This is a genomic window from Citrobacter sp. Awk 2 (genome assembly GCF_028069815.1).
Taxonomy (GTDB): Bacteria; Pseudomonadota; Gammaproteobacteria; order Enterobacterales; family Enterobacteriaceae; genus Citrobacter.
Genome location: NZ_JANEWL010000110.1, coordinates 1 through 14,577, shown reverse-complemented (window position 1 = coordinate 14,577; position 14,577 = coordinate 1). Strand labels below are relative to the sequence as shown.

At 52.4% G+C, this 14,577-nt stretch carries 7 protein-coding genes; 2 read left to right on the top strand and 5 right to left on the bottom strand.

Annotation, left to right across the window (positions count from 1 at the left end; all coding sequences use genetic code 11):
- Window positions 1-16 precede the first annotated feature (16 nt).
- Window positions 17-895 carry a small-conductance mechanosensitive channel MscS gene (mscS, locus tag NNO02_RS20165; protein WP_271442775.1) on the top strand — a complete coding sequence of 293 codons (879 nt, stop codon included), beginning with the start codon at window positions 17-19 and terminating at the stop codon, window positions 893-895.
- Window positions 896-1,029: 134 nt separating this feature from the next.
- Here mscS and guaA read toward each other — a convergent pair whose 3' ends face one another.
- A complete protein-coding gene (gene guaA / locus NNO02_RS20160; protein WP_271440706.1) occupies window positions 1,030-2,607 on the bottom strand; it encodes a glutamine-hydrolyzing GMP synthase in 1,578 nt (525 codons plus the stop codon).
- Window positions 2,608-2,670: 63 nt separating this feature from the next.
- Window positions 2,671-4,137, bottom strand: a complete 1,467-nt coding sequence (gene guaB, locus NNO02_RS20155) for an IMP dehydrogenase (RefSeq protein WP_271440705.1) — start codon at window positions 4,135-4,137, stop codon at window positions 2,671-2,673.
- 160 nt (window positions 4,138-4,297) lie between these two features.
- On the opposite strand from guaB, the gene xseA reads away from it, so the two are divergent.
- Window positions 4,298-5,671, top strand: coding sequence for an exodeoxyribonuclease VII large subunit (gene xseA / locus NNO02_RS20150; protein WP_271440704.1), 1,374 nt, complete (start codon window positions 4,298-4,300; stop codon window positions 5,669-5,671).
- Window positions 5,672-5,677: 6 nt separating this feature from the next.
- Here xseA and NNO02_RS20145 read toward each other — a convergent pair whose 3' ends face one another.
- The 3 genes from NNO02_RS20145 to sinH all read right to left on the bottom strand — a co-directional run bounded on the left by NNO02_RS20145 (window position 5,678) and on the right by sinH (window position 14,529).
- Window positions 5,678-11,194 (bottom strand): adhesion domain-containing protein, encoded by a 5,517-nt coding sequence (locus NNO02_RS20145; RefSeq protein ID WP_442867921.1) that lies wholly within the window; start codon window positions 11,192-11,194, stop codon window positions 5,678-5,680.
- A gap of 124 nt (window positions 11,195-11,318) precedes the next feature.
- Window positions 11,319-12,290 carry a SinI family autotransporter-associated protein gene (locus tag NNO02_RS20140; RefSeq protein WP_271455577.1) on the bottom strand — a complete coding sequence of 324 codons (972 nt, stop codon included), beginning with the start codon at window positions 12,288-12,290 and terminating at the stop codon, window positions 11,319-11,321.
- A gap of 46 nt (window positions 12,291-12,336) precedes the next feature.
- A complete protein-coding gene (sinH, locus tag NNO02_RS20135) occupies window positions 12,337-14,529 on the bottom strand; it encodes an intimin-like inverse autotransporter SinH (RefSeq protein WP_271455576.1) in 2,193 nt (730 codons plus the stop codon).
- Window positions 14,530-14,577 lie beyond the last annotated feature (48 nt).

The window sequence follows — 14,577 nt, the reverse complement described above, 5'->3', positions numbered from 1 at the left end:
ACTACAGGGTCATACTATGAGTAGTTTTACATTATTTCCCAAAATACGTACCGGTCTTGAATGGCTTGCCGGGCACAGTGATGCGGTAATTCAATTTGGCTGGAACATCGTCGCTGCCGTCATTTTGTTGTTTGTCGGTAAATTTATCTCTCGCCTGCTCTCCCGCGGGCTGGAAAAATTACTCCTCAAGCGAAAAGTCGACATCACCATCATCCAGTTCTTCACTGCTCTCGTCCGTTACATTACCCTCGCCTTTTTCGTTGTCGCCGCACTGGGCCGCGTCGGTATTGAAACATCATCCATTATTGCGGTTATCGGTGCTGCGGGATTGGCTGTCGGCCTGGCGTTACAGGGGTCGTTATCCAACTTTGCCGCTGGCGTCTTGTTGGTCTCCCTACGTCCATTTCGCGCCGGGGAAGTCGTACAGATTGGCGCTGTTACCGGAACGGTAGAAAAGGTCCACATTTTCTCCACCACGCTTCTCACCGCCGACAGCAAAGAAGTGGTGATCCCAAACGGTAAGATCATTTCCGATAACATCATTAACTATTCTCGCCACCCGTTTCGCCGTATCGATCTGGTCATTGGCGTGGGTTATCAGAGCCGCATTGCTGATGTCAAACGCGTTATCAATCGGATCATCGAACAGGATCGTCGTATAGATCAGAAGCGTGGTGTGACCGTGCGCCTGGGAGAGCTTGGCGCCTCATCGCTGAACTTTTATGTTCGTGTATGGGTACGCAATGCTGAGTACTGGAACACCTATTACGACCTGCTGGAAAGTATTAAAGAAGCGCTGGACGACAACCATATCGACCTGCCCTATCCGCAAATGGATATTCGTGTGGAAAATGTTGCATCCAAAACGCAGCCCCAGCTGCAGTTGGTTGATTAGCCCTCTACAGAATAGGCGGTATATTCATATCGTCCTGAATTCAATTTCCCGACCATAGATAATAAAAAGCCCCCTGATTTACAGAGGGCTTTATTACATGTTATAGGCTCAGAGGCCGATAACAGGGAGAGGGATTATTCCCACTCAATGGTCGCTGGCGGCTTACCGCTGATGTCATATACGACGCGGGAGATACCGTTAACTTCGTTGATGATGCGGTTGGAAACGCGGCCCAGGAAGTCATACGGCAGGTGTGCCCAATGCGCGGTCATAAAGTCGATGGTTTCTACAGCACGCAGGGAGACAACCCAGTCATACTTACGGCCATCGCCCATTACGCCAACGGAACGAACCGGCAGGAATACGGTGAACGCCTGACTTACTTTGTTGTACAGGTCAGCTTTGTGCAGTTCTTCGATGAAGATAGCATCCGCACGACGCAGCAAATCGCAGTACTCTTTCTTCACTTCGCCCAGCACGCGAACACCGAGCCCAGGACCCGGGAATGGGTGGCGGTACAGCATGTCATACGGGAGACCCAGTTCAAGACCAATTTTGCGCACTTCGTCTTTAAACAACTCACGCAACGGTTCAACCAGGCCCATCTTCATCTCTTTCGGCAGGCCGCCTACGTTGTGGTGAGATTTGATAACGTGTGCTTTACCGGTTGCCGAAGCAGCGGATTCGATCACGTCAGGGTAGATAGTTCCCTGCGCCAGCCATTTAACGTCTTCCAGTTTCAGTGCTTCTTCATCGAACACTTCAACGAAAACACGGCCGATGATTTTACGTTTGGCTTCCGGATCGTTCTCGCCTTTCAGCGCATCCAGGAAACGCTGCTCGCCTTCAACGTGAATAATGTTCAGACCGAAGTGATCGCCGAACATATCCATCACCTGCTGAGCTTCGTTCAGACGCAGCAGACCGTTATCCACGAAGACACAGGTCAGGTTTTTGCCAATTGCGCGGTGCAGCAGCATTGCGGTAACGGAGGAATCAACGCCACCGGACAGACCGAGGATCACTTTGTCATTCCCAACCTGCTCACGAATACGTGCAACAGCGTCGTCGATGATTTTTTCCGGCGTCCACAACGCTTCACACTGGCAGATGTCACGCACAAAGCGCTCCAGCATGCGCATACCCTGACGGGTGTGGGTGACTTCCGGGTGGAACTGCACACCGTAGAAGCGTTTTTCTTCATGCGCCATGATGGCGAACGGGCAACTGTCGGTGCTGGCAACGGTAACAAAACCTTCCGGGATAGCAGTCACTTTATCGCCGTGGCTCATCCATACGTCCAGCAGAGGCTTGCCTTCGGCAGTCAGGGAGTCTTCGATACCACGGATCAGCGCGCTATCGGTCTGGACTTCAACCTGTGCATAACCGAACTCACGCTCGTTAGAACCTTCAACATGTCCACCCAGTTGCATTGCCATGGTCTGCATGCCATAGCACACGCCAAAGACCGGCACGCCAGCATTGAACACGTACTCTGGTGCACGTGGGCTGTTTGCTTCGGTGGTACTTTCCGGACCACCGGAAAGAATAATACCGCTTGGGTTGAATTCGCGAATTTGTGCTTCCGTAACATCCCATGCCCACAGTTCACAGTAGACGCCCAGTTCACGTACGCGGCGTGCAACCAGTTGAGTGTACTGCGATCCGAAATCGAGGATGAGAATGCGATGTTTATGAATATTGTCTGTCATTGACGCTAATTCCGAGGCAAGTGAAACAAATTCGCCCGGCATAGAGCCGGGCGCGGAAACTTATCAGGAGCCCATGCGGTAGTTAGGGGACTCTTTGGTGATAGTCACATCGTGAACGTGACTTTCCTGAATACCCGCACCGCTGATACGGACAAATTCAGCCTGAGTACGCAGCGCGTCGATAGTACCACAGCCGGTCAGACCCATACAGGAGCGCAGGCCGCCCATCTGCTGGTGAATGATCTCTTTCAGGCGACCTTTATACGCCACACGGCCTTCGATACCTTCCGGAACCAGTTTGTCAGCTGCGTTATCGCTCTGGAAATAACGGTCAGAAGAACCTTTGGACATCGCGCCCAGGGACCCCATACCACGGTAAGACTTGTAAGAACGCCCCTGGTACAGTTCAATTTCCCCCGGAGACTCTTCGGTACCTGCCAGCATAGAACCCACCATGACAGCAGCAGCACCTGCAGCAATCGCTTTAGCAATATCGCCAGAGAAACGAATACCGCCGTCGGCGATAACCGGAATGCCTGTCCCTTCCAGTGCTGCAACCGCATCAGAAACGGCGGTAATCTGCGGAACGCCCACACCGGTAACGATACGAGTAGTACAGATGGAGCCAGGACCGATACCGACTTTAACCGCGCTACAGCCTGCTTCGGCCAGAGCGCGTGCGCCTGCACCCGTAGCAACGTTACCGCCGATGATCTGCAGATCTGGGTATTTTGCACGTGTTTCGCGGATACGCTGCAGAACGCCTTCAGAGTGGCCATGAGAGGAGTCGATCAGCAGAACATCAACACCGGCGGCAACCAGCGCATCAACACGCTCTTCATTACCTGCGCCTGCACCAACCGCAGCACCCACGCGCAGACGACCATGCTCATCTTTACAGGCGTTAGGTTTACGTTCTGCTTTCTGGAAATCTTTTACGGTGATCATGCCGAGAAGATGGAAGCTTTCATCAACAACCAGCGCTTTCTCAACACGTTTTTCGTGCATTTTTGCAAACACAACATCACGCGCTTCACCTTCGCGTACGGTTACCAAACGCTCTTTCGGCGTCATGTAAACGCTAACCGGCTGGCTGAGGTCGGTCACAAAGCGTACGTCACGGCCAGTGATGATACCGACCAGTTCGTTGTCTTCCGTTACAACCGGGTAGCCTGCAAAGCCATTACGCTCGGTCAGTTCTTTCACTTCACGCAGCGTGGTAGTTGGCAGTACGGTCTGCGGGTCGGTCACCACGCCAGATTCGTGTTTTTTCACACGTTTAACTTCTTCGGCCTGGCGCTCGATGGACATGTTTTTGTGGATAAAACCGATGCCGCCTTCCTGAGCCAGGGCAATTGCCAGGCGTGCTTCCGTCACGGTGTCCATTGCCGCAGAGAGCATAGGAATGTTCAGGCGAATGGTTTTCGTCAATTGCGTGCTGAGGTCAGCTGTATTCGGCAGAACGGTAGAATGAGCGGGAACGAGGAGGACGTCGTCAAACGTCAGGGCTTCTTTAGCGATACGTAGCATGGGCAATATCTCACCTGGGAGGTTATTAAATATTGCCGCGGCATTATACAGAGCGTAACCGATTGCATCCACACTTTTTTGCAAAAAAACCTTGCGCTCCTCTGTGAGCATGTTACTTTCGATTGAATAACCTGCTGATTTAGAATTTGATCCCGCTCACATGTTATCCTCTCAAACCACCTCAATTTTTACCGTAAGCCGCCTAAACCAGACGGTTCGTCTGCTGCTTGAGCAGGAAATGGGACACGTGTGGATCAGCGGCGAAATCTCGAATTTCACCCAGCCCTCTTCAGGCCACTGGTATTTCACGCTTAAAGATGACACCGCCCAGGTACGCTGCGCGATGTTCCGCAACAGTAACCGCCGGGTTACCTTCCGCCCGCAGCATGGACAGCAAGTGCTGGTACGCGCCAACATTACGCTGTACGAGCCGCGCGGCGACTACCAGATAATCGTCGAGAGCATGCAGCCTGCGGGCGAAGGTTTGCTGCAGCAAAAATATGAACAGCTGAAGGCCAAATTACAGGCTGAGGGGTTGTTCGATCAGCAATACAAACAACCGTTGCCCTCACCGGCCCATTGCGTCGGGGTGATCACCTCGAAAACCGGGGCTGCGCTGCATGATATCCTCCATGTTCTGAAGCGTCGTGACCCTTCCCTGCCCGTGATAATTTACCCAACCGCCGTACAGGGTGATGACGCACCCGCCCAGATCGTGCGTGCCATTGAACTGGCTAACGCACGTCAGGAGTGCGATATCTTAATCGTCGGCCGTGGCGGCGGATCGCTGGAAGATTTATGGAGCTTTAACGACGAACGCGTGGCACGGGCAATATTTAACAGTGCCATTCCGGTCGTCAGCGCCGTCGGTCATGAAACCGATGTCACTATCGCTGACTTCGTCGGCGACTTGCGTGCACCTACGCCGTCTGCGGCTGCCGAAATTGTCAGCCGGAATCAACAAGAGCTGCTACGCCAGATTCAGTCTGTACAGCAACGCCTGGGAATGGCAATGGATTACTACCTTGCCAACCGTACCCGTCGCTTTACTCAGATCCATCATCGCTTGCAACAACAGCACCCTCAGTTGCGTCTGGCACGCCAGCAGACCTCACTTGAGCGTTTGCGTCAGCGGATGAACCTCGCCCTGGATAATCAACTAAAACGCGTGGCGTCACGTCAGTTGCGTATTACCCAGCGATTGAACCAGCAAAACCCGCAGCCTCGGATTTATCGTGCCCAGACGCGTATTCAGCAACTGGAACATCGTCTGGCACAGAACATTCGTACACGGCTAAGCGATCAACGTGAACGCTTCGGCAATACGGTGACACATCTGGAAGCTGTCAGCCCGTTAGCCACGCTGGCGCGCGGCTATAGCGTGACCACAGCCAGCAGCGGCCAGGTGCTAAAACAGGCCAGACAGGTAAAAGCTGGTGATGTCATGAAGACACGACTGGAAGATGGCTGGGTGGAGAGCGAAGTCACGACTGTAACCCTGCAGAAAAAGTCACGCGCCCGTAAGGCGCGTTAAGTTTTCCTACTCCACGCAGGTGGCAAAACCTGCTGTTTTCTTAGCGTCGATATACGAATTCACCGAGCCATTGGTCTGGTTAACGCCGCAATAGTTACTGCCGCACTTGGTGCCCGACAGATAGGCATAGCTTGATGTCGATGGCCACCCTGAGCTGCTGAAGACGGAAACCAGTGCTTTCAAATCATCCAGCGACGCAGCCTGGCTTAGGCTACCGCACTGCGCCGCTAAATCCCATGTACTGGTATCCACCGTATGTGCCAACGCCCACTCTTCTTTGTTGAGTAAAATAAATAACGGCGGTGTTACGCCTGAAGGCAACTCTGCCACCAGCAGCGGGCGATGTAACATTTTACCGTTAGCGCTTACTGTATCAGGCATATGTCCCCAATAATGAGCCTTATCAGTATCCGGGCTGGTTGGTACCGTGAAGATGGTATCCAGCGACGATTGCAGCCGGGTATCGCTCACTAATGTCGCAGTCAGCGTTGTTTTCAACCCCAGGCTCTTGTCCTGACTTAGCGTAAAGGTTGCCTTGCCATCCGTGCCGGTCGTTCCTGTAAAAACACTGGCGGCAGTTGTCATATCGCTGATATCACTTGCTGGAGTCAGTTCTCTGAGAACAAGGTTGTCACCTCCCATATCAGCTTCTACATCACCATCAGTAATCACTACGCCCGCCCGGTTCGTCGAATCACTGCGAGAAAGGGTGAAACTCGCACCCGACACCGGATTACCACTACTGTCTTGTACGATAACCGTTAATGGCATGGCATCGCCTTTTTCTGCCACGGCGGCATCTTTTTCCGCCTCCATCGCCGTTGAGCTCAACGTAATCGACGATGCCGTTATACGGGGATCAACCAGACACACCTGCGCAGCCGTGGCACCTGAGCTACTTGTTGAACTGTTACCACCACTGTTCAGCTGAACAAACTGATAATTCCCGGTGCCTGCCTCGCGATCGGCCGCCCACCAGAATTTATTTGCCCCAACCGGCCAACCGTAAATCGTCCCGATACCACCGGAAGTCCTCATGTTATCGATATACAGCGTTTGCATATCAGCCACCAGCGGCTGATAGGCTAAATCGCAGCCTGTTGCACCCGCTTCCTGTGCCTTTGCCGCAGTAACCAGCGGCCAGACTTCGTTGTTATAGGTATATGTTGAACTGTATGATGACATCTCTGCTGCCAACAAAGGACGGCGGAAGGTCACTCCCGCGCTATTCGTCGCCGTTTCCGGCATGTGGCCCCAGTAATTTGCTTTATCCGTATCCGGGCTGGTCATCACGGTGAACACGGCAGGTAATGACTGTCTGCTCTCACTCAGACCATCGATCGTCGCCTGCAGCGGCGTGATAAATCCCGCACCGTTATCCTGACTGATGTCCAGCGTCAACGTCCCATCATCCCCGGTAACCGTATAATATTCGGCGCTGCTGGTACGCCCTTCTTCATGGTTAATCTGCATCATGGCGGCATCGCTGCTGTTGATGTCTTTACTGGCACGTCCTGTACTCTCGCCTCGCGCAAAAATCACTGGTGTATTTCCGACAGGATTGCCCTGCGCATCCAGCGTCGTTATCACCAGCGGAATAGTTTCACCCACCCTGGCTTTAGCGTACCCCTCACTCGCGATATACAGCGATGATGTCAGCGTGAGCTGTGTCGCGACGGCATGCGCATTTTGCAAACAGGAAAAATAGAGTTTTTCACTCCAGAGTTGCGAAGTAATGCCGTTATCTCGGAGATTGAGCGATTTAACATACCGGTTTTCACTGCTTCGGCTGAGATCGACCGTGCTGTTTTGATAGTTTTTTTCATCCAGCGGCCACCCCTGCTGTGTATTCATTGCCCCGCCCGGCCAGGCCTCATAGAGCGACTGCAAATCAGCAAGAGCCGGGACATATTCAGCACCACAGATGTTGGTAATGCCATGATAATCTGCGGTTCCCCAGGTTTCGTTGTTCTCTTTGCTGCTGCCGGCAACACTGTCAGAGATCTCAGCGAGCAACAGCGGGCGCTTGAATACTGTACCGTTAGCCGCGGTCGTCGTTTCCGGCATATGTCCCCACATCGCTGCTTTATCGCTGTCCGGGCTGGTTGCGACGGTAAAAATAGTATCGATGCTGTCACTCACGCTGGCATTGTCATACAGCGAAGCGGTAATCGCGACTTTCGTACCGTGTGTATTTGGACGGGTAACATTGATGATTTTGCTGCCGTCTGCGCCCGTCAGTCCGCCGATTTTGGTAGAAGTATCGTTAAGCGATTCACCATCAATCACGACGGGTGACACAATACCGTCGCCACTGCCGGCTGTATGCTGAACCCCCTGGCGGGTGTAGCCGTCTCCGCGACGCAATACAAACGGCGTATCCGGTAGCGGTTCACCGCTGGCATCTTTCACTGTGACCCTGAGTTGCAGGGTATCGCCTTTCTTCACCTTTGCAGCCTGCTGAGCATCACTCCACTCAGTGGCATCAACCACCTCAAGGGTAATGGTGGTGGCGACAGCGTTGTCACTTGCCAGACAGCTGGTATAAATGGATGCGCTACCGTCGCTCCCCTCATTTCCGCTGGCAAGGGAGAGCGTTTTCCACGTCGTCGGGCTGGCAAATGTCGCTGACCAGTACGGCTCAGTAACTGGCCAGCCCTGGGTGTTGTGTATTGCACCATTGCTATTAGCGCTATAGAGCTCACTTAGTTGGTCAAGTCGCGGTAACCGCATTGTCGCACACCCACCGACGCCCGTATTACCGGCTGCATCAGCATGGGTAACCCGTGCCCAGGTTTCGTTATCTTCTTCCTGAGTGCGCGTTGCATTGACTTCCGCCGCCAGTTTGGGTCGTTCAAACGTCAGATTACCGACGGTAATGGTATCCGCCATATAGCCCCACATCTGCGCATCTGCTGTATCGGGGCTGGTAGGAACCAAAAACTTAACGCTGCGTGATACCGGTGTAGTGATGTACGAGTTAACAGGTACAACGGTGAGTTGCGTCAGTAGTCCCACGCCCTGCGGTTGCTCTATCACTATCGACGCATTGCCCTCGGCATCGGTCATCCCTTCATAAGTCATGGATGACTCAGAAGAACCGTAGGTTTCGCCCCCCATAACCAACGCGCCGTCAGTGCTGTCGCTGAAACCTGTTGTCAGGCCGTTGCGGTTTTTACCGTGTGTCATCGTGATCGTAAATTTGGCACTCGGCACCGCCAGGTTGTTCAGCGCATTCACGGAATGGACATGCATCGTAATCGGTTCGCCCACTTTTGCTGTAGCCTGACTGAGGGTCGCATCGTCGTTGAACCAGACCTCCAGCCGGGTCACCAGTTCATTACCCGAACAACTGAGGTAGTTCGCTTCCATACCGCTGAACAGTGTATCAGCACCGTTTACCAGATTGACATGCGCGGTCTCTGTGCCATCAGTATCAGCAGAGATATAGCTATGGCCAGCTGTTGGCCAGCCATAGTGCGTCGCCATCGCATTGCCGGAATGTGCCTGATACAGCGAGTCCAGTGACAACTGCCCTGGTACCTGATTAGCACCGCACTGGTTGGTTGCCGCCGTCACCGAGTTGAAAGTAGCCCAGTCTTCATGGTTCTCCACCGTCGAGCCCGTCTGCGCCGTCGCTTCAGACACCAGCAACGGGCGCTTATAGATATTGCCGGCTTCAACCACCCCCTGCATATGGCCCCACATCCGCGCCTGCGAGACATTTGGACTGGTCACTACGGTAAAAATGACGTTAGCCAAAGCTTCAGTACCGTCGGTCAGCACCACACGCAGCGGCGTCATCACGCCAGCGCCGTTATTCTGTGTCAATTCAACGGAAAGCTGACCGTCTGCACCGGTAATACCATGATAATGTTCCGGTGTCCCTGAACCTTCGATGCTCGCCAGCACCGGATTATCATTCCAGCCATAGCTCTCGCCCTCAGCTTGTGCCTGGGCATTCGTCTGCCCTTTTCGGTTCTGTTCATCACCCAGATACAGATCAAAACTGCGGTACGGTAGCGCTTCCCCCGTTACTTTATCGGTGACGGCAACCTTCATATTGATTGACTGGCCCACGTTAACCTTCGCTGCATTGGCTGTGCTGTCCATGCTATCCAGCGTAAGCGTGACAATCGGTGTCACCGCTGGCGAGGCCTTATCAACACAGCTCACCACGGAGGTGGTGCTATCTGGCTCATCAGCAACGCTACGGCTGAGCATATTGACGCCCAGATGGTTCTGGCTCAACGTCCCTGTCGAAGACGACCAGTATTCGTTGGTTCCCGCCACTGGCCACCCCAGAGAAGTGACCAGATCGCCGCGGGCAATTTTTAACCCCATAAGCTGACGCGCATCCGGCAGAATGTCACAGTCGTTATCCGCCCCGCTCCAGGTAAACAACGCCCAACTTTCATTGTTAGCCGCCACAACCCCATTTTCGCCATCTGTTTCCGCCGCCAGCTTTGGCCGTGTAAACGTGTACGTCTCCCCATCAACCGTTGCACTGGCACTCTCGGTCATATGGCCCCACATATTAGCGTTAGCGCTGTCCGGGCTGGTTAACGTCGTGAAAATCACATCGATATCGGCTTTTAACGTTACGGCATTCGTGGGATAAACCGTCAGTGGCGTTTTCACGCCAGGACCATTGGTCTGCGTAACCGTGACGGTAGCCTTTCCGTTAGCATCAGTGGTACCGTGATATTCAGTGCCCGGCGTAGTCAGTTCAGTATCCCCCACGTGCACAGGTGCGTTATTGTTGACCTCTCCCTGGCGATTCAACGCGTCACTACGGGTGATAACAAATGCCGTATTACCAACGGCCTCCCCCTGACAATCACGCGTAGTAATGCTCAACGTAATGCTCTCTCCAGCCTTCACCTTCGCCGCCTGCAACGTATCATCATAATGATCGGCCGAGATCGATATTGGATCGCCCGCCGCCGCTGCGATGGAAATCGGTATCTTCTGACTCAGCAACGAGACGGTATTATTAAATGGCGTGCCGGTCGTGGTTTGCAGATAGAGCGTGGTGGCGGTATCGGCATCAATTTGCGGCCAGACGACAAACTGCCGTCCAGCCATATTTTGTGCACAAAAGGTCTTATTGGCGGCAGGCTGTGGATCCAGCGGCTCGTCCGGCGTACTGGCATCTGCCCAGATGAGTTCAACGACAGGCATCTGACTTGCCCAGCGTAATGGTGGTATAGCGAAAATATCGCCTTCGGTGTCAACAGGGTTCACCAGTTGCAATGCACTCGGCGTATCATCAGTGCTGAAGTCACGGGGCATCGCACTAAAGCTGACAGTGTTTGTGTCCTCCGGATTAAGCAAAACACTCCCCTGATAAACCGGAATTGTCGCGCCATCGGCCTGCGGGACAGTACCGTTGATGGCATCTGTGGCACTGCTCAGTTCCTGCCAGGCACCGCTTTTCAGCGCCGCAGAGGCGGGCAATGCCATGCAGTCAACAAACAGCAACATAGCCAGTAAGAAACGATACATTTTATAACGACGCAGATTGCCATCCATGAGCGATATCCACTTGTAATTTCGGGAGATTTTTCAACACCTTTTGCTTAGCGTGCGGCTAAGCAAAAGGCATGGAAAAGGCCATCCCCTGCGGGAATGGCCTTGGTGAGTATTACCTGCGTTGGTAATCGATTGACAGTCCGTAACCCTGGACACCATCGTTGCCAAGGGTAACACCACCGCTCTCGCCGTTGTCGAATGCCGTTTTCGCCTCAGCATTGGTGACAGGAATAACCAGATCGCTGTTGTTGAAGCTTTCGTTGACGATACCGCCCGCCGCGCCAAGCTGCAGGCTGGTCCCGGTAAATTTCCAGCGATAGTTATAGCTGCTGGTAACATCTTCACCGGTATCATAAGTATTGTTGCCGTTTTTATCTTTCCACAGCAGAACTTTATAGGTGGTATTGGTTTTGAGTTTGGTGGACGTATTACCCAGCAGGTTCGCCGTTGTTCCAGACTCATAGATAGCCACTTTCACGTTATCATCAACAACCGGGCCTTCCGGAATATCATCGTCGTCCGCACCGCCGCCCGCGTTGGTGGAAAGGTCATTCAGCAGTAAGACTGTCGCGACATTCGGATCACCGGTGGTTGTGGTTGGCGTAATCTTGATACCAAGATAATAATCAGCATCATCGGTCTGGATGGTGTAGGTGTCCTGGCCCGTCGTTCCACTAATCTCTTCAGCATCCGAGCCGTCCTGGTTCTTCGAACGCACCCAAATAACAGTGGCTTTGGTGGCAGTATTGCCCGTATCCAAATCGCCTTCTGTATCACCAATCGCCCAGTTGACTGTTACCTTATCGCCAATATGGAACTGCTTATCACCGTCGCCGGAGCCAATAGTACGACTGCCGCGATCGATAGTGACTACAACGTGGTTCTTATCAGTTTCCGCAACCTTATCTTCCGCCCGAGTGATCCACGGAATCGTCCCCTGGATAGACCCTGTGCTATCAGTCAAAATCTGCCATTGACCGCTTTTTAAATTGCCGTCCGCCGCCATTGCCGGAACCGAGCAGTATCCTGCAACCACCAGCGCCAGAGCGACCCTGGTCAATCGCCTATTAAATAATACCTGCATTAAGACTCTCCTTTTTCTTCAACAATCAGCGGTAAACTCACTGACGCTATTTCTGGCTATACATCACCCGTATGCCGTAACCCTGAACGCCATCTTCCTCATTGGCAGTAAATTTTTGTGCCGCCTCTTTATTGGTTATTGGCAGCACTAAATCTTCATTACGAGTATTGGCCAGCGCCCCGGTATGTCCGTTGGTGCTCTGCCCGATAAATTCCCACTGGTAGTCGTACCGCGTCATTTCATCCTCCACGAGCTGCTCTGACATTTGGAACACGCCATCGTTGTTTTTGTCGCGCCAGAGGACGAAACGGTAGGTATTGTTAAGTATGGGGTGGCGGTCTTCCTTGCCCGCCAGATTCGCCGGATTTACCGCTTTTAACTGATAGATGATGGCCTTGAGGTCAGTGGTGCTCTCACTCAGGAAAGTAATATCGACATAGTTGCTATCGCCATAAGCATCCTCTTTGACCTTCCAGCGGAAGGCTCCCGGCAGCGTACTCGCCAGGGTGATTGTCCCTGCAGTTTTATCGCGGCTGGTGATGAATACACAGGGTGTTGTTGTGGTGCAGGCCGTCGACCCTAATGTAACTTTGTTGTCGTTACTGTCGTACAACTCAGGAGTCATTGCCTTATCGACCAGTTCGTTGCCATTGCTGTCGGTACTTTCACCAAAAGAATCCGTTAGCAGTACCCCCATTACAACACCATCTACGCCATCTGCCAGTGCGCTGGCAGCATGGCTACGATCGGTACGATCGGCATCAGCAATATTATCGACAACGAGCTCAATCTGACGATTCTGCTGAACCGTTATTTCCGCAACGCCCGAATTCTGTTTATTGCCCTTTTCATCTTCCAGGGTAATACGTACTTTCCAGGTGTTTTGCGCTAGTCGTGCTTCTTCTGTGCTGGCATTCACCCATGCAGGAAGCACCAGATTCCAACGGTTGTTGTTGCCTTCGGTGAGCGTATTGGCTTTGACCACGGGCATAACCAACGTGCGATTCGCATTGTTTTTCGCCTGCCACGATGCCGTCACTATCTTGTAGCGATGGTTGATTAACGCGTTGATCGTCCATTTACACTTTTCCAGCCCCACTCCCGCTTCAGGCTGATCCTGGATGATGCATTCGGGGTGTTCATTGGTTGTATCCGCCTTCAGCCACAGGGTGACATCAAGAGGATCTTTCTCGCGATACTCAAGAACAATAAAGTTATTACGATCAACAAAATCGGTACGACTCCCGATTAACGAATGTTGTGTTTTTACATTTTCCGGATCAAGTTGTGCTGCTATCGGTGTACCAAACTGATACGTCAATGAAGCACGCATACTTAAGTCAGTGTTGTCTCCGGTACCCGCTTTATAATCGGTACTCAGCGTAACCAGAGGAACTGGCGTGTAGCTAAGACCAACCGTCAGTGCATGCGGATCTTTTTGCAGATTATCGGTCCCGAACAACGCCACTTCATCGCCATAATACTGTTCATAAATTAGTTTTCCGCCAAGTTGCGGATAAAAGGGTAACCACGCTTCAGTACGAACATCCCATCCCCGTGCCGGGCGTTCTTCGTAGAATTCAAAATCTTTAGAATCTTTCCAGCCTGACAGCGGATGGTAATAGTTACCGGAAAAACGCAGAAAATCGGTCCATGCTTCACTGCCTAAACCCAGTCGGCGATGACCACGCGTAAAATCGTAGTCATAAAACATGTTGCCGCCCAGTAGCCAGTTTCCAACATTCTGCCGCACACCAAACCCCAGATTACCAATAGTACGATCTTCTTTACGCTGGGCTGAAAGCTGGCTAAAAAGCAGCGTCTGCTGGTTATCATACCAGGGGACAAAATAATCCAGACTACTGCCTTCCAGATTACCCCCCTCGCCAATCGCCAGATTAGTACGCACCTTGCCATAAGGTGACAGGAGTGATTCAACGCCAGATTGTGCAGATGACGTGATTTGTCCCTGAAGATAGCTTCGGGCCTGAGATTCAAGGGCTTCTGGTGTCAGGTTATCGAACCCTTGAGTGGCAGAATTAATAAAATAGTCGGCACCTTTATCCGTATATGCTTTGCCGCTATTATCCTGTTCCGTTTTTTTCGCAGAATCGCTCGCTAAATCAGGCAATGCTGATTCACTGAGTTCTCCTGAAATAGTCGATGCATTAGCACCTGAAACTGAAATAGCCACACAAGGTAGCCACAGCAGAATAAAAATGCGCATCCATTGCGCCATACGACAACCATCCTTGAGTTCATCGCAGTGATTAATATAATATTATTT

What these genes read in the sequence shown, in the direction of transcription:
- mscS (WP_271442775.1), top strand. Translation starts at nt 17, where the DNA reads ATGAGTAGTTTTACATTATTTCCCAAAATACGTACCGGTCTTGAATGG.
- guaA (WP_271440706.1), bottom strand. Translation starts at nt 2,607, where the DNA reads ATGACAGACAATATTCATAAACATCGCATTCTCATCCTCGATTTCGGA.
- guaB (WP_271440705.1), bottom strand. Translation starts at nt 4,137, where the DNA reads ATGCTACGTATCGCTAAAGAAGCCCTGACGTTTGACGACGTCCTCCTC.
- xseA (WP_271440704.1), top strand. Translation starts at nt 4,298, where the DNA reads ATGTTATCCTCTCAAACCACCTCAATTTTTACCGTAAGCCGCCTAAAC.
- NNO02_RS20140 (WP_271455577.1), bottom strand. Translation starts at nt 12,290, where the DNA reads ATGCAGGTATTATTTAATAGGCGATTGACCAGGGTCGCTCTGGCGCTG.
- sinH (WP_271455576.1), bottom strand. Translation starts at nt 14,529, where the DNA reads ATGGCGCAATGGATGCGCATTTTTATTCTGCTGTGGCTACCTTGTGTG.